Origin of the sequence: Flagellimonas nanhaiensis (assembly GCF_003382275.1) — a bacterium.
GTDB lineage: Bacteria > Bacteroidota > Bacteroidia > Flavobacteriales > Flavobacteriaceae > Flagellimonas > Flagellimonas nanhaiensis.
This window is the reverse complement of record NZ_QTJX01000002.1, coordinates 775017-796599: the sequence shown is the minus strand read 5'-3', so window position 1 is coordinate 796599 and position 21583 is coordinate 775017. Positions and strand designations below refer to the sequence as shown.

The following is a 21583-nucleotide window of genomic DNA, read 5'->3' as shown; positions in this document are numbered from 1 at the left end:
TACCCCGGCAGGTTTTTTTATTTTTATCTAAATCCTCCGCTTATGAAAAACCTTCTTATACCACCCCTATTTTTTCTATTCACTATTTGCTTACACTCCCAACTCGACGCTAATTCTGTTTTTACCCTACCAACTGCAACATTGGCACAGATAACCGCCATAACCGATGCTCAGCAAGGAGCTTTGGCCTATGCAACGGATACACAGAATGTTTACCGATTTAACGGAAGCAACTGGAGCGAAATTGCAGCATCAAACACGCCTAATGTATACTTTGGTGCCTTTATTATCTCTTCAACAGGAAACCAAACCATCAACGGATTACCTTTTCAACCTTCGCAGATCAGTTTTGTAGCCCATGCCAATGTGGAGTCATACAATCTGAACTCTGACAATGGCGTTGGAAACAATAACAGGTTCCTCCCCAACTCTTTTGGAACGGCTAATGGTTTTGCCCGCGATGATAGCGGTTCGGTGGTTCAACAAAGTATTTATATTGGAGGTTCTGGAAATTCCATTAATGATATTTCCCGATACGCATCCAGTTCACATTGCGTAGGTATCCGGTACGGTAACCAAAATGGTGATTCATTGGGTTTGACCACGGCCAGCGTTACCACTTTTAATTCGGATGGTTTTACTATCAATGTTGACAACCATTCGGACGATTTGGTGGTCCTGTACCAGGCATATGACTAGCGAAAAAGACAAATATTATCCCCAGGAGCGTATCAAAGTGCCAAGATTTAATGAGGAATCAGGCTTTTACACTACGCCTGAGCGTTCCAAAATCATGGGGAAGATTCAGGGAAAGAACACCAAACCAGAACTGGCTTTTAGAAAGGCGTTGTGGCAGGCAGGGTACCGATACCGCATCGATTATAAAAAACTGATAGGAAAGCCGGATATCGCGCTAAAAAAGTACAGAACAGTCATCTTTATTGATGGCGAATTCTGGCATGGTCACAATTGGGAGGAACGAAAGCATAAAATAAAGACCAACCGCGAATTTTGGATTCCAAAAATTGAACGAAACATTCAGCGTGATCAAGAAGTTAATCTTGGTTTGAAGGACTTAGGGTATACAGTTTTTAGGTTTTGGGAAGGTGAGGTAAAAAAGAACCTTGATTCTTGCCTTCAACAAGTGTTGGACCACCTGGAAAGGGTCAAAGTTGCTTTTTCAGAACTTTAAAGACCTGAAGAATTTCATCTAAAGGAAGGTCGAAATCTTGATATTCCGGGGATTTGTTCAAATTATGACATCGCACCGACTTCTTCTGGTCGTCATATCCAGAAATCTGTTTGCAAATAATCCTGTCCTTACATACCAACACATAGGGTTTGTTCAAAAGTTCCATACTGGTGTTAGAAAATTGGTCTTTCTCCAAACCAATTCCCAAAACAATGGTCTTATTGGGTATGGCCTTGATTGTTTGATCGTTCATAGAGTCTCCCGAAACTTCAAAGGCCATGCAAGGTGCTTCTTCCAAGGAATCTATAACAAACCCCGTTTTAAAGGGAATCTTTTTATTGGTCAGATCAATATTCCTTATGTACTCCGTGTAATGTTCCGTAAGCACCAGGGGCGTCATAATTAAATACTTACCATGCTGTAGCGGATAAAAGATGCTACCATGTTTGGCAAAAGGCTGTTTTCTTATGTAACTCTCTTCAAAGTCATTTACCTCATAGAGGTAAAGCTCGGCTATGGTCATCTCAAAATAGTCAGCAATCTTAGTGAGATTTTTGATTGGAATATTGGCATTCTTCTTTTCATACAGCTGTATGGTTCGAAGGCTTACCCCAATTTCTTTTGCCAAATCTGTTTGACTGATATTTTTTTTACGCCTTAATTGCTTAAGTATGTACATAAAATTACTATATTGTGTAATATTATTACACATTTAATGCTTTTCGCAGCAGTCCACCACATTTCTGTAATTGGATTACAAGCCAAATATAGAAAAATGGACCAGACCCCAATAAACATTAGTTAACCTTCAAACATTTGAAATGGGTACAATTAAAAACCTTGGTCCAGTTTTAAAGCCGGAAGACATATTCCAAGAGGACGATTACGGAAAGCCAATCAGTGAAAAGCTTTCTGAAGCTCTAAGACGAAACGTCAACAAAAATGACTACGCCAATATTGCCATCAGGAGCAACGTGAGTTTCTCCACAATACGTGATGTGGTCTATAGAACCAACAGCCTGACAAAGGTGAACGCAAATGCCATTCTATTGCTGATACATGCTGCTTACGAAAACTCTATTGCTTATCGGCTCAGGGCAGAAGGAGACATGTTATATTTAAATGGACTACTGAAGTTCTAAACGTAGTAACCAGTCGGTTTGTTCATCCTCTCCAATAAAGTATGGGTGTTCCCCAAATTTTTTGAACCCCTGTCTTTGGTAGAACCTAATGGCTCCCGGGTTATGCTCCCATACCCCCAACCAAACACAGGCCTTGTTTAATTCTTTGGCCAAAGCCAATACTTTTTGAAGCATTTGATGACCAATACTTTTTCCTTGATTTCCTGGAACAACATAGATGCGCTCTAATTCAACTGAAGAATCATCATTTATTTCGGTCTGGGCAGCGCCCAGATTCAATTTGAAGTAGCCTACCAGTTCCTCTTTGTCAAATACAAAATAAAAAAGACTCCCGGGATTGTTCAGCTCCGCCTCCAACGCTGTCTTGCTGAACGCTTTCTCAATATAATCCCTGAAATCATTTGGATCATTGTCCTTTTCAAATGCCGCTACAAAGGTCTCCTTGGCAATTTTTACCAGGGCTTCCAAATCAGAGTCTTTGCAACGTTTAAAGGATACGGATGTCATTAGTTGTTCGGAATATCACAAAAAAAAGAGCCTTACAATTCTGTAGGCCCTAAATTTTTTTGATAGTGTTTGGTTTGCTAAAGCATGAACAGCTTTTTCACTAAAAGTACAAATCCAGCAAAGAAATCGTTCCTGTAAATCTGCACATTTTCATCCATAGTGGTGCGGTTTAATTCGGGTGCCATGTTGTTTGTTGTTTTATGGTGTTAATTTGGGTAAAAAAATCTACAAAAACAAAATTAACACACATTATTATGTGTTAAAATATTTGTTGTAAAACCGCCTTGTTTTGTTGTAAAACCGACTGATTGGTCTGTTTCTGAAAATTGTGTTTATTCTATTTCACAATTTTCTTAAAGTTATTTTTCTTTTTTGTTAGTGATTGAAGTTTCAATGCTATTGATTTTTTCCTTCGTTTCTTTTAAAGTAGGGTCTAGCTCATACGCCTTTTTAAAATTTATTAGCGCATTAACTTCATCTCCTTTGGCCAGTAGTGCATCTCCATAACTATCGTATGTATTCGCTGATTGCGGATATTCATCCTTATTAATGCGAAATATTTCAACCGCCTCATTAATAAGATCCATTTGAAGTAACTGATACCCTAGAAAATTAAGCTGTTTTTCTTTGAAATCATAGGACTCTGGTTCATTGTCCTTCAGCTCTTTATACTGTTTGATAGCTGCTTCAATACCGGTATTAAAAATAGTTTTACCTATAACCTCTCGAATCGACAACTTTGGCATTTCAACAGGTAAATCATGAAGCATATTGATAAGAGGATCTGTAACTCCCCATAAATATTTAGTAGAGTTGTTAGCCAAGAATATAATACAATTATCCTCTTCAATTTCTCTGTAGATATAAGAACTAAATCCTACCCAACCACCAGAATGATAAACTGCTTTTTTTCCGTTGGGCGATTGGGTAATTCTCCATCCAAAACCATAATTTTCGATTTCACCATTATTAAGCACTGTAGAATCAAAAGCTTCTTTTAGTGTATTTTTTGAAACAAGTCTTTCCGTGTATAATATTCTATCCCATTTTAGAAGGTCAGCTAATGTGGAATATATTCCTCCATCTCCAGCCACTCCGTTTAAATAATGATAATCCGTGGAAACTCGATCAACACCATTCAATTCTGTTCTAAATCCATAAACTCGCATGGGCATTTGTGGATCGCTACCGGGAATATACTTATAAACCGATGTGTCTTCCATTCCCGCTGGTTTAAATATGTGTTCTTTTAGAAATTGCCCAAAAGAAACTCCTGAAGAACGACTAACGATAGTTGCAAGCAACACATATCCGGTATTGCTGTATTCCCATTTTTCTCCGGGCTTAAAGTACACTTCTGGCTTCTCTTGGGCAAACATCCTAATTAAGTCATCATTCCCCGATACTAGTTTTTGGGGGTCGTTGTTTTTCAATTCTGTTTTCCAATTCTTGTTCATCATCCCAGTGTAATCAGGTAGTCCAGAAACATGGTTCAAAAGATGCCTAATCGTTATACCCTCATATGGAAGTTCAGGAATAAAATCTCTAATATCTTGATCGTAGGATAACTTTCCTTTATCTTTTAGTATCATTATTCCCATTGCTGTGAATTGTTTGCTTACGGATCCAATTCTAAAAACAGAATTTAATTTTAATGAATCTATAGGGGCAATATTTCCTATACCATAAGCGCCTTGAAATACAATTTTCCCATCTTTAAGTATAAGAGCATTCCCATTAAACTGCCCTCGTCCGTATACCTGAGAAAGAAATGTATCATATTTGTTGGTTTGTACCTCCTTATCTGTTTGGCATGCCAAAAAAGTGAAAGTGAATACTAATACAAATCCTGAAATAAGTTTTAGGTCATTAAATTTGAATAGCTTCATGTTGTCTGCTTTAAAAATTATGGTTTGCACGCTAATGAAATAAAAAGCAATTGTGCAAAATCTGTTTTCCAGTTTACCTCTATTTAATTGAAATCTGTTCAAACTTTCCCAAGTGGTCGAACACTGGGGATAATTTTTGAAGTATAAAAGTATTGCTATTGTAGTTTGGGCTATTGTACGTTATTGCACAACTTAACAACTCTGTGATATTCTGAAGGTGTAATGCCAGTGTATTTGATGAAATTCCTATGAAAGTGTGAAGAATCGTAAAAGCCAGATGCAATTGCTACGTCTAAAATACTCTCTTCTTTCAGTAACAGTTCTTTACTTCTATTGATTCTTTTTAGCAGAATAAAATTGGTTGGGGTTAATCCGGTTTCCTGCTTAAATAATCTAAGAAATTTGAATTTGTTTACTCCAAATTTTTGAGCGGTTTTTTCGAGTGAAAAATTATCGCATATATCTATTTCTTCAATACAATCATTCAATAATCTTACACTAGTTCTGCAAAATTCTTCCACTAGCGAATATTTTTGAATCAAAATTTTTAATATGAATAAAAGCTTCTTCTCAAAATCAATTAGGTTATTTTGATGATTCAATGACAAATAATACAGCTGGTTAAATATGGAGGGGTTTTCAATAATCTTATTGCGAAAGAAAACTGGGCGATTATCATTAAGGTGTTTTATGATATCCGTAGGAATGTAAAATGTAAAAAAAGATGTTCCATGAATTGGGTCACAAGGAGTTGCATGTAACTCGGAAGGATTTGTTATTGCAATTGACCCCCTAGGTGCCATTAATGTTTTATCCCCTAGTTTTATATTGAAAATATTTTTAAATATTAATGAAATATTATAGGAGTCATGGGTGTGAAAAGGAAAGTCCAATGTATGGTTTCTGGCATCCAATAATTCTAACCCATCTAATAGTGATAATTTAAAGTATTTGTTGGTGTTCAAGTATCTTTAAATAATTGTTTATAAAAATTTGTGCAAAAGACAAGTCAAAAGAAAGTTCTTATCAAATTTCCATTTCCGGAACCTCCCCTTCCACAATTAGTCTGCCATCGGTTGCCTTTTCAATCTCATTAACCGTAATACCAGGTGCCCTTTCCAATAATTTGAAGCCATCAGGAGTAACTTCCAACACTGCCAAATTGGTCACTATTTTCTTGACACAAGCCACCCCGGTTAGGGGCAACGAACATTTTTTGAGCAATTTGGATTGACCTGCTTTATTGGTATGCATCATCGCCACAATGATGTTTTCAGCCGAGGCAACCAAATCCATGGCCCCTCCCATACCTTTTACCATCTTCCCCGGTATTTTCCAGTTGGCAATGTCGCCGTTTTCTGCTACTTCCATTGCCCCCAAAATTGTAAGGTCAACATGTTTGCCCCTAATCATTCCAAAGCTCAGGGCAGAGTCAAAAAATGAGGCTCCTGGCAATGTCGTTATGGTCTGTTTGCCTGCATTGATGATATCGGCATCTTCCTCTCCTTCAAAAGGGAATGGACCCATACCCAAAACGCCATTTTCACTCTGGAATTCCACACTTATATCTTCACGTACAAAGTTGGCGACCAAAGTGGGAATCCCAATTCCCAAATTCACGTAATATCCGTCCTTAACCTCCCTTGCAATTCGTTTTGCTATTCCGTTTTTATCCAGCATACTTTACCCTTTTTGCCTTACTGTCCTTTGTTCAATTCGCTTTTCATAGTTTTCTCCTTGGAAAATTCGCTGTACAAAAATTCCGGGGATATGAATTTCATTCGGGTCCAAACTACCGGCCGGAAGCAATTCTTCAACCTCAGCCACTGTAATTTGAGCCGCTCCACACATGCAAGGGTTAAAGTTTCTGGCGGTTCCCTTGAAAATGAGATTGCCGGCTTCATCTCCCTTCCATGCCTTTACAAAAGAGAAATCTGCCTCATAGGCGGGCTCCAACACATACATTTTACCATTAAATTCGCGGGTTTCTTTTCCTTCGGCCACTTCGGTACCATATCCTGCAGGAGTATAGAAAGCAGGGAAACCAGCTTGCGCGGCCCTGCACTTTTCGGCCAGGGTGCCTTGAGGGGTCAGTTCCACTTCCAACTCACCACTTAACATCTGCCGTTCAAACTCGTCATTTTCACCTACGTAGGAGGATATCATTTTTTTGATCTGCCGCTCTTGCAAAAGCAGTCCGAGTCCAAAATCATCCACTCCGGCATTATTGGAGATACAGGTAATATCCTTTATGCCGAGTCTGACCAACTCCGATATGGCATTTTCCGGAATTCCACATAGCCCGAAACCTCCCAACATGAATGTCATTCCATCAGCAACCCCTTCTACGGCCTCTGCAACATTTGCCACTGTTTTATTAATCATATAGCACCATTTTATGATGGACTGAAATTACGACTTAAATAAAAAAGCCCCAAGAGATATTTACACTTGGGGCCACTTCTATGGTTTATTATTTAGATCAAAAATCCAGATCATCTAAATCGTCTTCGGTATCAAGATCTTCTTGAAGGTCCTGCAATATTTTGGTACAATCCACATTAATGGACAATTCCTCGGGTTCTTCAAAAGCTTCTTTGGAGACCCCAAGTTCATCGTTTTCATAATTCTTTTTCATGTACAGTGCCCAAATAGGCAAGGCCATGGATGCACCTTGTCCGTATAGAAGGCTTTTAAAATGTATAGATCTGTCATCTCCTCCAACCCAAACTCCAGTTACCAGATTGGGCACCATGCCCATAAACCAACCGTCACTTTGATTTTGTGTGGTCCCTGTTTTTCCAGCTATGGGATTAGCGAGTTGATACGGGTATCCCGTAATAATATCCTTGTATACTGTTTGCTCCTTGGCAAAAGTATGGCGCAATCTTGTTCCAGAGCCTCCTTGGGTAACCCCTTCCATTAGATTTACCATAGCATAGGCGACATCCTTGCTCAAAACATCTTTGGTCTCAGGAGTGTACTCATAGAGTACCGTTCCATTTTTATCCTCAATACGAGTGACCATTATGGGCTTTACGTAGACTCCTTGGTTGGCAAAGGTGCCATAGGCCCCGACCATTTCATAAACATTAAAATCTATGGTTCCTAATGCAATGGAAGGTACTTCAAGAATTTCACGAGAGAATCCCATGTTTTTAGCAATGGCCACTACAGATCTTGGTCCTACTTTATCAATCAATTGTGCAGTAACTGTATTTACCGAATTGGCAAGAGCATTTTTAAGGGTCAGGTTTTTTCCAGAGTATTTCCCATCTGAGTTTTTGGGACACCACGCCTCCATGTTTCCATGTTTTAAAGGCTCAATACAATATTGATTGTCCGGTAACGAGTCACAGGGCGAATATCTCAATTGATCAATAGCTGCCGCGTACACAAATGGTTTAAAAGTAGATCCTGCTTGCCGCGCTCCCTGAATTACGTTATCGTATTGAAAGTGCTTGTAATCTATTCCTCCAACCCAAGCTTTTACGTGCCCTGTTTGGGGCTCCATGGACATCATAGCTGTTCTTAGGAATGTTTTGTAATATCGGATGGAATCCATTGGAGTCATCACGGTGTCCTTCTCATAGGAATCGCTGTTCCAGTCAAAAACTGTCATCTCAATTTTTTCATGGAAAGATTTTTTGATTTCTTCTTCAGACTTACCCTGTCTTGACATACTTCGCCAACGTGCAGAACGTCTCATGGCACTTCGCATAATGGTATCAATAGCACCTTTGGTTATGTCCAAAAAGGGTGCTGTTGGGTTGCGCTTTGGTGTGTTTTGATGGAAAAACTCGGCCTGGAGATTTTTCATATGCTCCTCCACCGCTTCCTCTGCATTTTTTTGCATTCGGGAGTCAATCGTGGTGTAAATCTTCAACCCATCCAAATAGATATTGTACTTTTCTCCATCTGGTTTCGGATTTTCCTTTACCCACCCATTGAGCCATCGCTGCGCATACATCCTAAAATAGGTTGCCAATCCTTCCCTATGCGATTCTGGACTAAAGTTGAGGTCCATTTCAAGGTTTTGGAGTGAGTCTTTTTCTTGTTCCGAGATATATCCATATTTAGCCATTTGACCCAAAACCGTATTCCTTCTATTCAAAACTCTTTCGGGACGCCTGATAGGATTAAATAGTGAAGAGTTTTTCAGCATTCCCACCAATACGGCTGATTCTTCAATCTTAAGCTCCGAAGGTTCTTTTCCAAAATAAATACGGGAAGCGGACCGGATACCATCTGCTGCATATCCAAAATCATAGATGTTGAGATACATAGCAACGATTTCCTCCTTGGTATACTGCTTTTCCAATCTAATTGCAATAACCCATTCCTTTGCCTTCTGAATCACTCTTTTAACTATTCCAACATTTCTCTCTACGGTAAAAAGCTGTTTTGAAAGCTGTTGTGATATGGTACTTGCTCCTCCCTTTGTGCCCAAATAGGCAAAGGCACGTATCGTTCCTCTGGCATCTATTCCAGAATGATCATAATATCTGGCATCTTCTGTGGCCACCAAGGCATCTACCAGGTTCTTGGGCAGGTTTTCAAAGGCTACAGGAGTTCGGTTGTCATCCAAATAAAATTTGCCCAAAGTCTCACCATCAGAGGATATAATTTCTGTGGCCAAGTTCGTGTCAGGATTCTCTAAGTGTTCAAAAGTTGGCATCTCTCCGAACACGCCCCATGAGGCCAGAAGGAAAATCAATGCAACAAATACTACACCGGACCCAAAAAGAATCCAAAACCATTTGATAAAGGGGAAGAAGCTTTTTTCCTTCTTTTGTTTTTTCCTTGCCATTTTTTATTGGGTACTTTTTTCTATTTCTAAACCTAAATCGGTAATGCCCTCCAAAATATTTATGCCCCCTACCTCACCATTCCGGCGCATAGCGTGGGCAACGCTCACTTTATATACGCCAGAATCCGGAAAAACGATTTTTTCCTGAAACCAAAGCTTGTTTTCCTTGATGCTTCCCAAGCCTTTCCCCAACCATTCCCCGGTGGGTTCTGCCATTCTGTATTCCAAAGTGTCCTTTATGGTGTTTCCATCGGGATATTCAAGTTCAGTGATCAAAAAAAGGTTGCTAAAGGGAAAGGTGTTGTCGTTTCTAACATTGATGAACATGTTATGGACAGCAATGGAATCTAATCCTGAAAACTCAAAATGGACCGACTCACTCATGTCCCACTTTGCATCTTTCATTGATTTAAATTCCGAGAAAACCAAATTGGTGTTGCACGATTCCAATCCGACAATCAACACCAAAACAAGTGAAACTTTTTTAAGCATTTGATGTGGTTTTGGATCTGTTCTTGCGTCGTTTTTTCTTCCTTTTCTTCTTGGGCCTATCAAAACGTGTTAAACTATCCTGTCCAACCACATTTTCAAAAACCATTTTCTCTTCAACAACGTTTTCCTCGGCATATTCTTCAAGACTGGCAATCTTTTCATTCTTCTTGTTTTTCTCTAAAATCTCCAAAACCTGCTCTTTGTTGAGTGCATGCCATGTTGCTGGATCATCCTTGTACGAGAACCAGAGAGTTTCCTTGAAAATATCTGTTTTTTGACAAAAGGCGATTCCTTTTTTGGTCAAGAGCTTACTGTCTTGGGAAGGAAAATCCTTTAGTGCTTCCAGGTACATATCCAACTCATAGTTTAGACAACATTTGAGCTTACCGCATTGCCCTGCCAATTTTTGAGGGTTCAGGGCCAACTGCTGATATCTGGCAGAAGCCGTGCTTACGGATCTAAAATCTGTCAACCATGTAGAACAGCAAAGCTCACGCCCACAAGAGCCAACTCCTCCTAATCTTTGAGCTTCTTGTCGGTATCCGATCTGTCTCATTTCTATCCGGATTCCGAAGGCCTTTGCCATATCCTTGATTAATTGCCTAAAGTCTACACGCTCTTCCGCGGTGTAGTAAAAGGTGGCTTTAGATCCATCGCCCTGGAATTCAACATCACTGAGTTTCATTTCCAATTTTAGGGCAATGGCTATTTCACGGGAACGCTTTTTTATCTCTTCCTCCTTGTTTCGGCATTTTTGCCAAACATCTATATCCCGTTGGGTGGCCTTCCTATAAATCTTTGGAACTGTATCATCCTCGGGGGAAACTTTTTTCCGTTTCATCTGCACCTTCACCAATTCCCCGGTAAGGGTCACCATGCCCACATCATGTCCGGATTTGGCTTGCGTAGCTACTATATCCCCAATGGACAACGGAAGGTTATCCACATTTCTAAAAAACTCTTTTCTGCTATTTTTAAAACGCACCTCAACACAGTCAAAAGGTTTTTGACCATTGGGCAGCGACATATTGGAAAGCCAGTCGAAGACTGTGAGCTTATTACAACCATCTGTGCCACAAGTACCATTGTTCTTGCAACCCCGCGGTTGTCCATCCTTGCCGGTTGAACAACTGCTACATGCCATATTTAATATCTTGATTTAAGGAAAAAACACGATTTCCTTAAAAAGGGTTCATAAAATTATTAGATGTAAATATAGCACAATTTGTGGCAGCATTGAAATATGTCTTTTTTGGAATCAAGGTAAAAGCCTGACCAGCAATTTGTTCGCACAGAGATGTCCAAGAACAAAAAAAGGCCACATTTTTAATGTAGCCCTCATAACTTTCCAATGCTTTCACAGCGCATTCTTTCCCATTCCCTGAACTCGCGGATTCTTAAGGACAAATCCGCATATAGAGTTTGAGTTAGTACCTCCAAGATTCATTATTGCAAAAAGGTTGCGTCGCTTTTGTCGCATGTAGAAAGAAATGGTATTTTTAGCCTTCCTAACATTTTTAACCATGAGCAACGAAAAAGAAGCAAAACTAAAAGCCCTAAAATTAACGCTGGACAAATTGGACAAAACCTATGGCAAGGGTGCCGTAATGAAAATGGGTGACAGTGTTATTGAAGATGTGGAGGTCATACCTTCAGGGTCTCTTGGGCTGGATATTGCTTTGGGTGTTGGAGGTTATCCAAGAGGTCGTGTCATAGAAATTTATGGTCCGGAATCTTCCGGTAAGACCACGTTGACATTGCACGCAATTGCCGAAGCGCAAAAAGCAGGTGGTATTGCAGCATTTATAGATGCAGAGCATGCCTTTGACCGTTTTTATGCCAAAAAACTGGGTATAGATATCGATAATCTCATCATTTCCCAACCTGATCATGGGGAGCAAGCTCTGGAAATTGCTGACAATTTGATTCGATCTGGAGCAATTGATATTGTCATTGTGGATTCTGTTGCGGCATTAACTCCGAAAAGTGAAATTGAAGGAGAAATGGGGGACTCCAAAATGGGACTGCATGCCAGATTGATGTCCCAGGCCCTTAGAAAGCTTACTTCCACAATCAGTAAAACCAATTGTACGGTAATCTTTATCAATCAGCTTCGTGAAAAAATTGGTGTAATGTTTGGCAACCCTGAGACAACTACCGGTGGTAATGCCCTTAAATTTTATGCCTCCGTTCGTTTGGATATCCGTAGATCTACACAGATCAAGGATACAGACGGAAATGTCCAAGGAAACAAAACCCGTGTAAAGGTGGTCAAGAACAAAGTTGCCCCTCCTTTTAAAACTGCGGAATTTGATATTATGTATGGCGAAGGTATTTCCAAAATTGGGGAAATATTGGATTTGGGAGTGGCCTATGAAATCGTCAAAAAGAGCGGTTCTTGGTTTAGTTATGGCGATACAAAGCTGGGACAGGGAAGAGATGCAGTAAAAGCTTTGCTTATGGACAACCCCGAACTTTCTGAAGAATTGGAAGGGAAAATCAAGGAAGCAATCGCTGCAATAAATTCCTAAACCACATTCTATTGCCAAAAGGTTGTGATAATCTTACGCAACCCTTGTCTTTCCTGCTCATCTAGGGGTTAAAAGTAGCTAAGTGATGAGGAAGATGAGAATGCCCATGTTAATTCTTGTGGTGTGTTTTCTTTTCAGTTCATGTGACTTGGACAATGAATCGCCAAACTTTCATTTTACAACATTGAATGTGGTTGAGGCCTCATTGCCGGAGTCTTTTGAGCTGAACAGGACGTATAATATTGACGTTACGTACATTAGGCCGGACGGCTGTACTTACTTTGAGGGGTTTGATATCTCCAAAGTTGGGCAAACTGATCGTGATGTGGCCGTTATTGGTACGGTTATAACTGATGAGGATACCGCTTGTACGCAAGCGATTGAAGAGGTTGTGGCAACGTTGCCCTTTCAGGTGATTTTTACCGAAGACTATAATTTTAGATTTTATGCCGGACAGGATGAAAATGAAAATCCAATATATTTGGAATATACGGTCCCTGTAGAGGTTGACCCTACAAACTAGAAATCAACAATCCAAAATTGACCAACATTTGGATCTTGAGGAACTAATAAATAACTGCAAAAAAGGGAATAGAAAGGCCCAATCAGAATTATACCGGAGATATTCCGGTATTCTTTTCGGTATGTGCCTTAAATATTCCAGGAATAAGGCTGAAGCCGAGGACAACCTCCACGATAGCTTTATGACCATTTTCAGCAAAATAGACAAGTATGGTTTTCAAGGTTCTTTTGAAGGTTGGATCAAAAGGATTACAGTAAATACGGTTCTCCAAAAATATAGGAAGGAACAACACCTTAATGTGGTTTCCGAAAATTATGGAGAAGAAATGGATGTAGACATAGAGCAGACGAACATTAGTCTTTCAACGCTTCTGGGATACATCCAAGAGCTGCCAAACAAGTATAGATTGACATTCAATCTATATGTATTGGACGGTTATAGCCATAAAGAAATAAGTGAGATGTTGGGGACATCCACTGGAACTTCAAAATCTAATCTGGCCAGGGCTAAAATGATTTTGAGGGAGAAAATAGAAAAAGAAAACATAAACATTGCCTAATCATTTCAATAATGGGGAAAAAGAATTTAGAGCAATTGTTCAAGGAAAAATTTAAGGACTTTCAAGAAATTCCTGACGAAAGTGTTTGGAAATCCATTGAAGATTCTTTGGACAAAAAGAAACAAAGAAGGCGCATCATTCCAATTTGGTGGCGTCTGGGAGGTGTGGCAGCTCTTTTGGCCATCCTCTTTTATGTTGTTAATCCTTTCGGAAATACACCAACCGATGAATCAATTATAGTTACTGAGGTTGAAAACAAGGACGAGCCTTCCAAAAATGTGGAACAACCAAGTGAAGTGGATAGTACTCCTTTAGGAGAAACGAGTACCGAAGCTCTAGTTGAATCTTCAGAAAATACCGAAAGCAATCAAAGTGAAGACACTCAAAACTTCACTGACATCAACCAAAGTTTAAAAACCGAGCAGGCAGTTGCTGATCGTGAGAATGCCCAAAAAGAAAATATCAGTGGCGGAAACAATGTCGAAAAAACCGACATACTCGGGAAAAATGACAAGAGTGCTCTGGCGATTGCTGAAACTGGGAATGCCCAAAATCAAAAAGAAGCAGACAAGATTGCAACTGGCAATGAGAATGAGGTCGCTTTAGATAAAATAGAAAGTAATGAAGCTGTTGCAGAAACAAAAACTGAGTTAGAATCGCCTCTCAATGAGGAGAATACTGCAGTTGCTGAAGTTCAGGAAAAAGAAAACGGACTCGAAAAGAAATCCATTTTTGATGCAATCAAAGAGCAAGAGGAGGAAATTGAAATTGCTGAAAACTCCAAAGGGAAATGGTCGGTAGGGCCATCAGTGGCCCCGGTATATTTCAATGCAACGGGAGACGGCTCACCCATCCATTCTAGTTTTGCCTCCAATTCAAAATCAGGGAACGTAAACCTGAGCTATGGTCTTACTGTGGCTTATGATCTTGGAAAACGATTAAAAATACGATCAGGGGTACACAAGGTAAAATATGGTTACGATACCGATGATGTTGTCTTTTCTTCTTCCTTACGTGCATCTTCCGATGAGTTGATTGACAACATAGATTATAGTAGAACCTCAAGGACCTTGGTAGTACAAAGCAAGAATGAGACACTGGGAAAATCTTCCAACGATGCCTCTTTTGAAGTGACTGCCAATGAAGCTTCCGCTCTAGAAGGAAAAATGATCCAACAATTGGGATACATAGAAGTTCCCTTGGAGCTTAATTACACGTTGATTGACAAGAAGTTTGGTGTTGATTTAATTGGCGGGGTCAGTTCTCTCTTCCTTGTGGACAACTCTGTGCTTGTTGAGTCTCAAGACCTAATAACCGAAGTAGGCGAGGCAAACAATGCAAACTCTTTAAACTTTAGTACCAATGTGGGTCTTGGCCTCAATTATAAATTCACTCCAAAAGTCCAATTGAACTTTGAGCCCGTTTTTAAATACCAAATGAACACGTTTTCCGAAACCTCAGGTTCATTCAGACCTTTCTCGGTCGGTGTTTATAGCGGCATTAGTTTTAAGTTCTAGGATTAAAGAAGTTGGTTAGGAAGATTGCCCCTTTAGGCAATCAGTTAAGCACCCCGCTCAAAAGCGGGGTGTTTTTGTGCTAATTCCTTCTCTGCACATTCAATAACCATTTCAGTCAATCCAAAAAGAGGTTTTTCCAAAAATTGCTATTTTACACCCGAAAACAAAACAGTACTTCGTTGAAAAACAGACAATTTGAAGACATTTTGATTTATTTTTCCAAATCCCTTCTTGGAAAAGAAAACGAGGAGGATATTCTCTGGGATTTGGCCAAAAACTGCATTGCTAAACTTGGTTTTGTTGACTGCGTAATTTATCTAATAGATTATGAAAACAAACTATTGGTCCAAAAAGCAGCATATGGGCCAAAGAGCCCTAAGGACAAAACATTATATAATCCTGTACAAATATTGGTGGGAGACGGGATTTCGGGCTATGTGGCCAAAACTGGAGTTCCAGAAATTGTTAACGACACCTCAAAAGACCCCCGATATATAGAGGATGACGATTTGCGTCTTTCTGAAATCTGCGTTCCCATAGCTCATGAGAACACCATTTATGGTGTCATAGATTGCGAACATCCCAATAAAGGCTTCTTTACCAATCATCATCTTAGGATGCTTTCTGCCATTGCATCCATCTGTGCTATAAAAATTAAGAGTGTACGTGCCAACAAAGCGCTTATGGACGAACAGCAAAGGCTTTTCAAGATTAAGGAGGAAATGTTGGAACTTAAGTTAAGGGCATTAAATTCCCAATTAAACCCTCACTTTGTATTCAACGCTTTGAACGCCATTCAGTATTTTATCACGTCAGAGAAAAAGAAACGGGCTTTGGAATATTTGTCCATGTTCAGCAAACTCATCCGTTATTATTTAAAACATCTTGAAAATGAAGTTGTTGGGTTAAAGGCGGAAGTTGAAATGCTACATTGGTACCTGAAACTACAAAAGCTCCGGTATGACGACAAATTTGATTATGCCATTTCATTCAATGAAAATTCCTTAAAAGCAGAAGAAGCAGGTATTCCATCTTTTGTGGTCCAGACTCTTTTGGAAAACATTATTGAGTATTATGTGTTTTGTAAAGAACAGAAAAGACATTTTGACATTGAATTCAATGTCTCCGAGGTAACTGTCATTCTTTCAATACGCTACCAACAAACCAGAGAGCCTGAGGTTGATAAGAGATTAATGTTCAAAGACAGTATTCTACAGTGGTATGATCATATTGAACTGCTCAACACAGCCAAGGATTATCCCCAAGAAAAAAGATTGTCGTTTTCAGATGAGATTTCTTCAGGCATCAGGGAAATTACCTTAAGATTGCCCAATCTCAATTATTAAGTTCTTTTAAAACTACCTCCCTCACTTCTTCACGAAGGGTAGATTTGTCCTCTTCGGCCAAAATACCGGTTTCAAAAAATCGATGGACCTTGGTCCTAAGCCTTCCAGGGCCTCCACTAAAAAAAGTAAAAGAGAATCGTTTTTTATTATCCAGAAAGGTTATCGGCACTACAGGAATTTTATGCGCAATAGCCATTTTAAAAGCCCCGTCCTTAAATTCATCTAGCACAACTTCTTCTTCAGGTACTCCCCCTTCGGGAAATATACATATGCTCAACCCTTGGTCCAAACGTCTTTGTGCCCGTCTGTAAACCCCTGTTCTGCTTTTAATGTCATCCCGGTCCACCATAATGCAGACACGTTTATAGAAAAATCCGAAAATGGGAATTTTTACAAGCTCTTTTTTTCCAACAAATACAAAAGGATTTTTACTCACAATGAGCATCAACATAATATCCAGCATACTTGTATGATTGGCAACCAACATATAGCTCTTTCCCCTTTCCATGCGCTGTTCCCTTTTAATCACTGGGAAACAGCCCATACCGTAAACAATAATTTTTGCCCATAAATTTCTGGCCAACCAAAAAAACTGATGGTACGTGCGTTCCGAAAGTGTGGCAAGAATCAAAAACGGCATGAATAAAAAAATGGGAAGGGTCACCAATATATAAAACCAGACCCTGTAAATGGCATGGCCCATATTTTTTAAGAATGAAAGCATGTGCCAAAAGTAGAATTTTTGAATATCTTTAGTAAACTGACCACTAAAACTTCAAATTATGGGTATTATTTATGCACTACTGATAGGCGCCGCAGCGGGATGGTTAGCCGGAAAAATTATGAAAGGTGGGGGCTTTGGCACACTCTTGAATATAATTTTAGGTATTGTGGGCGGTATTGTGGGCAACTGGGTATTCAATTTACTGGGCATTCATATCGGGACTGGAATCATTGGGGACCTATTGACCGGTGTTATTGGTGCCGTCTTAATTCTATTTTTAGCGGGGCTTTTCAAGAAATAACACTTACCAGGAAAAGCAACATAAAATAGCCGCTTCGTATTCTTTTTTTATCCCCAACGGATGATTACTTTTACGGGCAAAAATTTAGCATGGCCAGAATTCTGACCGGAATCCAAAGTACAGGTACACCCCACTTGGGAAATATTTTAGGAGCTATTGTCCCAGCAATACAAATGGCCCAAGACCCCGATAACGAGTCTTTCCTATTTATTGCGGATATGCATTCCCTTACCCAAATCAAAGATGGGGAATTGTTGCGCCAAAACACCCATGCCATTGCAGCTGCATGGCTCGCTTTTGGTCTTGATATTGACAAGACTGTTTTTTACCGTCAAAGTGATGTTCCCCAGACCTCTGAGCTGGCCTGGTACCTCAGTTGCTTTTTCCCATACCAACGATTGACATTGGCACATTCCTTTAAGGACAAAGCCGATAGATTAGAGGATGTAAATGCTGGATTGTTTACCTACCCCATGTTGATGGCCGCTGATATACTTCTTTATGATGCCGATATTGTTCCCGTAGGAAAAGATCAGTTGCAACATTTGGAAATGACACGGGACGTGGCCTCCCGTTTTCATAATCAAATGGGAGATACCTTTGTGCTTCCACAGGCCAAGGTCCATGAAGACACCATGTACGTGCCGGGCACCGATGGTGAGAAAATGAGCAAAAGCAGGGGGAACCTCATCGATATTTTTCAACCGGACAAAAAGCTAAGAAAGCAGGTCATGGGAATCGTAACCGATAGCACCCCAATGGAAGAACCTAAAGATCCTAGCACAGACAACGTTTTTGCGCTCTACAAACTTTTGGCCACTGAGGAGCAGATTGAAGAGATGAGTGCCAATTACCTAGCAGGAAACTACGGTTATGGGCACGCCAAGCAAGCTTTGTTTGAAGTTATTCTGAACAAGTTTGAAGAGCCCCGTGAAAAATTTGAATACTACATGAACCATTTGAACGAGGTGGACGAAGCCTTGGCCATAGGAGCGGAAAAAGCCAAAAAAGTAGCCATAGAGGTACTTGGAAGAGTACGTGAGAAATTGGGGTACTAAACCACTTCAAACAATTTGCCGGGCAATGGGCGCATCACTCCTTTCATTTCCATATTCAAAAGGACCGAGGAAATTTTATATACAGGAAGTTTACATTCCAAAGCAATAGTGTCAAGAGACTGCTTTCCGTTTAATTGCAGATAGGAGTATATCTGTTGCTCTATATCATCCAATTGCACAAACAGTTGTTTTTGAACGGGAGTTGGATCTGGTTTTTCCTCAATTTCCCATCCTAATAGATAAACCAACTCGGCCGCCGAGGTCAACAAATGGGCCTTTTGTTGTCGAATCAGATCATTGCAACCCTTACTGAACTTGTCTGTATTTCTCCCGGGTACCGCAAACACGTCCCTGTTATAGCTATTGGCAAGGTCAGCGGTTACCAAACTCCCCCCTTTTTCAGCAGATTCAATTACCACGGTAGCTTCGCTTATTCCAGCTATGATTCGGTTGCGTTTTAAAAAATTTTCCCTGTCTGGATTGCTCCCGCTCCAAAATTCTGTAATACATCCACCGTTTTCCTCCATTTGTTGGGCATATTTTTTATGTGCTTTGGGGTACACCTGGTCAAGACCATGCGCCAAACATGCTATGGTCTGTAGTCCTTTTTCCATCGCGGCTTTTTGAATGGCAATGTCAACCCCGTAGGCAAGACCACTTACAATTATAGGGTCCATAGGAGAGATTTCCTCAATAAATGCTTCGCAGAACGCAGAACCGTAACTCGTAATGTTCCGAGTACCCACCACGCTGATTATTTTCTTTTGCTTGAGGTTGATGTTTCCCTTCTGAAAAAGTAAAATAGGCCCATCAATACAATGTTTTAGATAGGAGGGGTAATCTTCATCCATGAAATAAGAAATCCGGGTTGATTTCTTGAGAACATTGACGTATTCCCTTTCAGCTTCATCAAGATAAACCGGGTCATGAAGATTTTTTAAAGTGAACTTTCCAATTCCATCGATTTTTAGAAGGTGGTGGATTTTATCCGTAAAAACTGCCGTTGGACTACCACAATGGGCGATTAATTTTTTAGCAGTAACATCTCCAATATTTGGAATGGCTTGCAGCCGAAGTGCTGCAATAATTTCAGTTTCAGTCATTTGATTTGGGACTCAAAGTTGTTCACAAAATACAGATTTTCAAATGTTAATAAAAAGTTATGTCGCATATTTTGTTCTCTTGCTTTTTTTACAATATTTGTGGCTATGCGTATCGATTTCTACATAGAAAAACTGCTTTACGATTATAACTGTGTGGTTGTCCCAGGATTTGGGGCTTTTTTGGCACATGGGAAGTCGGCAGAAATCGATACCGTGACCAATACTTTGATTCCACCTTCCAAAACCATTTCCTTTAATGCCCAATTATCCAAGAATGATGGGTTGTTGGTTTCGCATATTGCCAAGGAAAAGAATCTGGCTTATGAGGAATTGTTATCGGAAGTAGAGCAAGTTTCTGAAACTTGGAAAAAAAGAATGTGGGATGGTGAAAGTATTGAGCTTTTCAACATTGGGAAACTTTGGAAGAACAAGGAGAACAAAATCCAATTTCAACCTGAGAACAAGGTCAACTATCTGACCTCTTCCTTTGGACTCTCCACTTTTTCGGCGACTCCGGTTCAGCGAGAAGTTCTGAAAGAAGAGGTTGAGGAGATGGAAGAGCGAATTCCATTCATCATTACTCCCGAAAAACGGGAACAATCCTCGTTTCGTCCTTGGTTAAAGTATGCTGCCGTCCTATTATTGGCGGTTTCTATTGGGATTACTTCTTATAGAACTTATGGAGACCTTCAGAAAAAACAAGTGGCCGTTCAAAAAGATGCCCAGGAAGAGGTTTCACGTTTGATTCAGGAAGCTACTTTCTTTGAAAGTGCGCCTTTGGAGCTTCCAGCCATCAATCTCAATGTCACCAAAAAACAACTTGGAAAACACCATGTAATCGCAGGTGCTTTCCGAATTGAGGCCAATGCCGAAAAAAAGGTGGCCCAACTTCGTAAGAAAGGGTATAGTGCCTTTTATCTTGGTACAAACAAATATGGCCTCCATCAAGTTGCCTTTGACAGTTTTGAGGATCCAAAAGAGGCTTTGGTCTTTCTAAAAAAGGTTAAAGCGACTGAATCTGCTGATGCTTGGTTGTTATCTGAGAAATAACTTCCTTTTCTTTAAAACCATTTTTTGCTTCAATATCTTTGCGCAAAATTTATAGCTATGCGCGCTAAGACTCCTAGTGAATCCAGAACTATAATGACCGATTTGGTTCTTCCCAGCGAGACCAATCCATTGAACAACCTCTTTGGTGGGGAACTTTTGGCCAGAATGGATAGGGCGGCCAGTATTTCGGCCAGAAGACACAGCAGAAGGATTACCGTAACAGCTTCTGTGAACCATGTGGCCTTTAACAGGGCGGTTCCTTTAGGAAGTGTGGTAACTGTAGAGGCTTCTGTTTCTCGGGCTTTTAAAACATCCATGGAAATCTTTATCGATGTTTGGATCGAAGACCGGTTCACAGGGGAACGTTCCAAGGCCAATGAGGCCATTTACACTTTTGTAGCGGTTGATGATACTGGAAAGCCTACCGAAGTACCTCCCTTGGAGCCGGAAACCGAACTTGAAAAGGAGCGGTTTGCAGCAGCTTTGCGCAGAAAACAGCTGAGCTTGGTATTGGCTGGAAAAATGAAGCCTTCGGATGCATCAGAATTGAAGGCCTTGTTTATGGGTTGATTCCTGTTTAATTTTTTGAAAATCCCTTAGGGGTTTTGACACGAATTCCACTAATTGACACGAATGTCTTTGCCTTTTCCAACCTTACCCTAAATGAAAAAGTTGCGGGTTTAGGGGTTGGACACAAATTTCACTAATTGGCACCAATGTCTTCGTCATTTCGACAGAGCGAGATACGAGCGACGAGAAATCTTATGATCGAGAGATTCCTCTCAGCTCCTTCATTTCATTCAGGACAGGGTTCGGAATGACAAGCTCACTCAATAAGA

At 40.1% G+C, this 21583-nt stretch carries 23 protein-coding genes; 12 read left to right on the top strand and 11 right to left on the bottom strand.

Features of this window, described 5'->3' with window-relative positions; translation table 11 throughout:
• The first annotated feature begins 42 nt into the window (after positions 1 to 42).
• Positions 43 to 699 (top strand): hypothetical protein, encoded by a 657-nt coding sequence (locus DX873_RS11120; RefSeq protein WP_116184505.1) that lies wholly within the window; start codon positions 43 to 45, stop codon positions 697 to 699.
• Entirely contained in the window at positions 692 to 1192 is a 501-nt protein-coding gene (locus DX873_RS11115; RefSeq protein WP_116184504.1) for a very short patch repair endonuclease, read from the top strand. Before DX873_RS11120 ends, DX873_RS11115 begins: the two co-directional genes overlap by 8 nt.
• Here DX873_RS11115 and DX873_RS11110 read toward each other — a convergent pair.
• Positions 1167 to 1871: a helix-turn-helix domain-containing protein gene (locus DX873_RS11110; protein WP_181899478.1), complete on the bottom strand. Its 705-nt coding sequence runs from the start codon at positions 1869 to 1871 to the stop codon at positions 1167 to 1169. The two genes, DX873_RS11115 and DX873_RS11110, sit on opposite strands and share 26 nt — an antisense overlap.
• Before the next feature lie 142 nt (positions 1872 to 2013).
• Here DX873_RS11110 and DX873_RS11105 point away from each other — a divergent pair, with 142 nt between their 5' ends.
• Positions 2014 to 2334 carry a hypothetical protein gene (locus DX873_RS11105; RefSeq protein ID WP_116184502.1) on the top strand — a complete coding sequence of 107 codons (321 nt, stop codon included), beginning with the start codon at positions 2014 to 2016 and terminating at the stop codon, positions 2332 to 2334.
• Here the strand turns inward: DX873_RS11105 and DX873_RS11100 are convergent.
• From DX873_RS11100 to DX873_RS11065, 8 genes are all read right to left on the bottom strand, one after another.
• Complete coding sequence (locus DX873_RS11100; protein WP_116184501.1) at positions 2320 to 2841, bottom strand: GNAT family N-acetyltransferase; 522 nt, start codon at positions 2839 to 2841, stop codon at positions 2320 to 2322. The two genes, DX873_RS11105 and DX873_RS11100, sit on opposite strands and share 15 nt — an antisense overlap.
• Positions 2842 to 3200: 359 nt before the next feature.
• Positions 3201 to 4730, bottom strand: a complete 1530-nt coding sequence (locus DX873_RS11095) for a serine hydrolase domain-containing protein (protein WP_147296649.1) — start codon at positions 4728 to 4730, stop codon at positions 3201 to 3203.
• Positions 4731 to 4900: 170 nt separating this feature from the next.
• The gene (locus DX873_RS11090; protein ID WP_116184499.1) at positions 4901 to 5695 is read right to left on the bottom strand and encodes a helix-turn-helix transcriptional regulator; all 795 of its coding nucleotides are present in this window, start codon (positions 5693 to 5695) and stop codon (positions 4901 to 4903) included.
• Between the two features lie 61 nt (positions 5696 to 5756).
• Positions 5757 to 6410 carry a 3-oxoacid CoA-transferase subunit B gene (locus tag DX873_RS11085; protein WP_116184498.1) on the bottom strand — a complete coding sequence of 218 codons (654 nt, stop codon included), beginning with the start codon at positions 6408 to 6410 and terminating at the stop codon, positions 5757 to 5759.
• A 3-nt stretch (positions 6411 to 6413) separates the two neighbouring features.
• Positions 6414 to 7115, bottom strand: coding sequence for a CoA transferase subunit A (locus DX873_RS11080; protein WP_116184497.1), 702 nt, complete (start codon positions 7113 to 7115; stop codon positions 6414 to 6416).
• A 97-nt stretch (positions 7116 to 7212) separates the two neighbouring features.
• Positions 7213 to 9540 (bottom strand): penicillin-binding protein 1A, encoded by a 2328-nt coding sequence (locus DX873_RS11075; RefSeq protein WP_116184496.1) that lies wholly within the window; start codon positions 9538 to 9540, stop codon positions 7213 to 7215.
• A 3-nt stretch (positions 9541 to 9543) separates the two neighbouring features.
• Positions 9544 to 10032, bottom strand: a complete 489-nt coding sequence (locus tag DX873_RS11070) for a gliding motility lipoprotein GldH (protein WP_116184495.1) — start codon at positions 10030 to 10032, stop codon at positions 9544 to 9546.
• A complete protein-coding gene (locus DX873_RS11065) occupies positions 10025 to 11176 on the bottom strand; it encodes a PSP1 domain-containing protein (RefSeq protein ID WP_116184494.1) in 1152 nt (383 codons plus the stop codon). The genes DX873_RS11070 and DX873_RS11065 overlap by 8 nt, the downstream gene beginning before the upstream one ends.
• A 379-nt stretch (positions 11177 to 11555) precedes the next feature.
• Between DX873_RS11065 and recA the strand changes: the two genes are divergently transcribed.
• The 5 genes from recA to DX873_RS11040 all read left to right on the top strand — a co-directional run bounded on the left by recA (position 11556) and on the right by DX873_RS11040 (position 16508).
• Complete coding sequence (recA, locus tag DX873_RS11060) at positions 11556 to 12563, top strand: recombinase RecA (protein WP_116184493.1); 1008 nt, start codon at positions 11556 to 11558, stop codon at positions 12561 to 12563.
• Positions 12564 to 12648: 85 nt separating this feature from the next.
• Positions 12649 to 13086: a hypothetical protein gene (locus tag DX873_RS11055; RefSeq protein WP_116184492.1), complete on the top strand. Its 438-nt coding sequence runs from the start codon at positions 12649 to 12651 to the stop codon at positions 13084 to 13086.
• A 28-nt stretch (positions 13087 to 13114) separates the two neighbouring features.
• On the top strand, positions 13115 to 13645 hold the full coding sequence (locus DX873_RS11050) for an RNA polymerase sigma factor (RefSeq protein WP_116184882.1): 531 nt from the start codon (positions 13115 to 13117) through the stop codon (positions 13643 to 13645).
• A gap of 11 nt (positions 13646 to 13656) precedes the next feature.
• Positions 13657 to 15162 (top strand): outer membrane beta-barrel protein, encoded by a 1506-nt coding sequence (locus tag DX873_RS11045; RefSeq protein ID WP_116184491.1) that lies wholly within the window; start codon positions 13657 to 13659, stop codon positions 15160 to 15162.
• A 179-nt stretch (positions 15163 to 15341) separates the two neighbouring features.
• Positions 15342 to 16508, top strand: coding sequence for a histidine kinase (locus tag DX873_RS11040; RefSeq protein ID WP_232520900.1), 1167 nt, complete (start codon positions 15342 to 15344; stop codon positions 16506 to 16508).
• Here DX873_RS11040 and DX873_RS11035 read toward each other — a convergent pair.
• Complete coding sequence (locus DX873_RS11035; protein WP_116184489.1) at positions 16498 to 17232, bottom strand: lysophospholipid acyltransferase family protein; 735 nt, start codon at positions 17230 to 17232, stop codon at positions 16498 to 16500. The genes DX873_RS11040 and DX873_RS11035 overlap by 11 nt on opposite strands.
• 58 nt (positions 17233 to 17290) lie before the next feature.
• On the opposite strand from DX873_RS11035, the gene DX873_RS11030 reads away from it, so the two are divergent.
• Positions 17291 to 17533 carry a GlsB/YeaQ/YmgE family stress response membrane protein gene (locus DX873_RS11030; RefSeq protein WP_116184488.1) on the top strand — a complete coding sequence of 81 codons (243 nt, stop codon included), beginning with the start codon at positions 17291 to 17293 and terminating at the stop codon, positions 17531 to 17533.
• Between the two features lie 89 nt (positions 17534 to 17622).
• Entirely contained in the window at positions 17623 to 18591 is a 969-nt protein-coding gene (gene trpS, locus DX873_RS11025) for a tryptophan--tRNA ligase (protein ID WP_116184487.1), read from the top strand.
• Here the strand turns inward: trpS and dprA are convergent.
• On the bottom strand, positions 18588 to 19694 hold the full coding sequence (gene dprA, locus DX873_RS11020) for a DNA-processing protein DprA (RefSeq protein WP_116184486.1): 1107 nt from the start codon (positions 19692 to 19694) through the stop codon (positions 18588 to 18590). The two genes, trpS and dprA, sit on opposite strands and share 4 nt — an antisense overlap.
• Positions 19695 to 19799: 105 nt before the next feature.
• On the opposite strand from dprA, the gene DX873_RS11015 reads away from it, so the two are divergent.
• Positions 19800 to 20744: an HU domain-containing protein gene (locus tag DX873_RS11015; protein WP_116184485.1), complete on the top strand. Its 945-nt coding sequence runs from the start codon at positions 19800 to 19802 to the stop codon at positions 20742 to 20744.
• Positions 20745 to 20801: 57 nt separating this feature from the next.
• Entirely contained in the window at positions 20802 to 21314 is a 513-nt protein-coding gene (locus DX873_RS11010; RefSeq protein ID WP_116184484.1) for an acyl-CoA thioesterase, read from the top strand.
• Positions 21315 to 21583: the final 269 nt, after the last annotated feature.

Bases quoted from the DNA above. Each gene is read 5' to 3' on its own strand.
- DX873_RS11120 (WP_116184505.1), top strand. From the start codon at position 43: ATGAAAAACCTTCTTATACCACCCCTATTTTTTCTATTCACTATTTGC.
- DX873_RS11115 (WP_116184504.1), top strand. From the start codon at position 692: ATGACTAGCGAAAAAGACAAATATTATCCCCAGGAGCGTATCAAAGTG.
- DX873_RS11110 (WP_181899478.1), bottom strand. From the start codon at position 1,871: ATGTACATACTTAAGCAATTAAGGCGTAAAAAAAATATCAGTCAAACA.
- DX873_RS11105 (WP_116184502.1), top strand. From the start codon at position 2,014: ATGGGTACAATTAAAAACCTTGGTCCAGTTTTAAAGCCGGAAGACATA.
- DX873_RS11100 (WP_116184501.1), bottom strand. From the start codon at position 2,841: ATGACATCCGTATCCTTTAAACGTTGCAAAGACTCTGATTTGGAAGCC.
- DX873_RS11095 (WP_147296649.1), bottom strand. From the start codon at position 4,730: ATGAAGCTATTCAAATTTAATGACCTAAAACTTATTTCAGGATTTGTA.
- DX873_RS11085 (WP_116184498.1), bottom strand. From the start codon at position 6,410: ATGCTGGATAAAAACGGAATAGCAAAACGAATTGCAAGGGAGGTTAAG.
- DX873_RS11080 (WP_116184497.1), bottom strand. From the start codon at position 7,115: ATGATTAATAAAACAGTGGCAAATGTTGCAGAGGCCGTAGAAGGGGTT.
- DX873_RS11075 (WP_116184496.1), bottom strand. From the start codon at position 9,540: ATGGCAAGGAAAAAACAAAAGAAGGAAAAAAGCTTCTTCCCCTTTATC.
- DX873_RS11070 (WP_116184495.1), bottom strand. From the start codon at position 10,032: ATGCTTAAAAAAGTTTCACTTGTTTTGGTGTTGATTGTCGGATTGGAA.
- DX873_RS11065 (WP_116184494.1), bottom strand. From the start codon at position 11,176: ATGGCATGTAGCAGTTGTTCAACCGGCAAGGATGGACAACCGCGGGGT.
- recA (WP_116184493.1), top strand. From the start codon at position 11,556: ATGAGCAACGAAAAAGAAGCAAAACTAAAAGCCCTAAAATTAACGCTG.
- DX873_RS11055 (WP_116184492.1), top strand. From the start codon at position 12,649: ATGAGGAAGATGAGAATGCCCATGTTAATTCTTGTGGTGTGTTTTCTT.
- DX873_RS11045 (WP_116184491.1), top strand. From the start codon at position 13,657: ATGGGGAAAAAGAATTTAGAGCAATTGTTCAAGGAAAAATTTAAGGAC.
- DX873_RS11035 (WP_116184489.1), bottom strand. From the start codon at position 17,232: ATGCTTTCATTCTTAAAAAATATGGGCCATGCCATTTACAGGGTCTGG.
- DX873_RS11030 (WP_116184488.1), top strand. From the start codon at position 17,291: ATGGGTATTATTTATGCACTACTGATAGGCGCCGCAGCGGGATGGTTA.
- trpS (WP_116184487.1), top strand. From the start codon at position 17,623: ATGGCCAGAATTCTGACCGGAATCCAAAGTACAGGTACACCCCACTTG.
- dprA (WP_116184486.1), bottom strand. From the start codon at position 19,694: ATGACTGAAACTGAAATTATTGCAGCACTTCGGCTGCAAGCCATTCCA.
- DX873_RS11015 (WP_116184485.1), top strand. From the start codon at position 19,800: ATGCGTATCGATTTCTACATAGAAAAACTGCTTTACGATTATAACTGT.
- DX873_RS11010 (WP_116184484.1), top strand. From the start codon at position 20,802: ATGCGCGCTAAGACTCCTAGTGAATCCAGAACTATAATGACCGATTTG.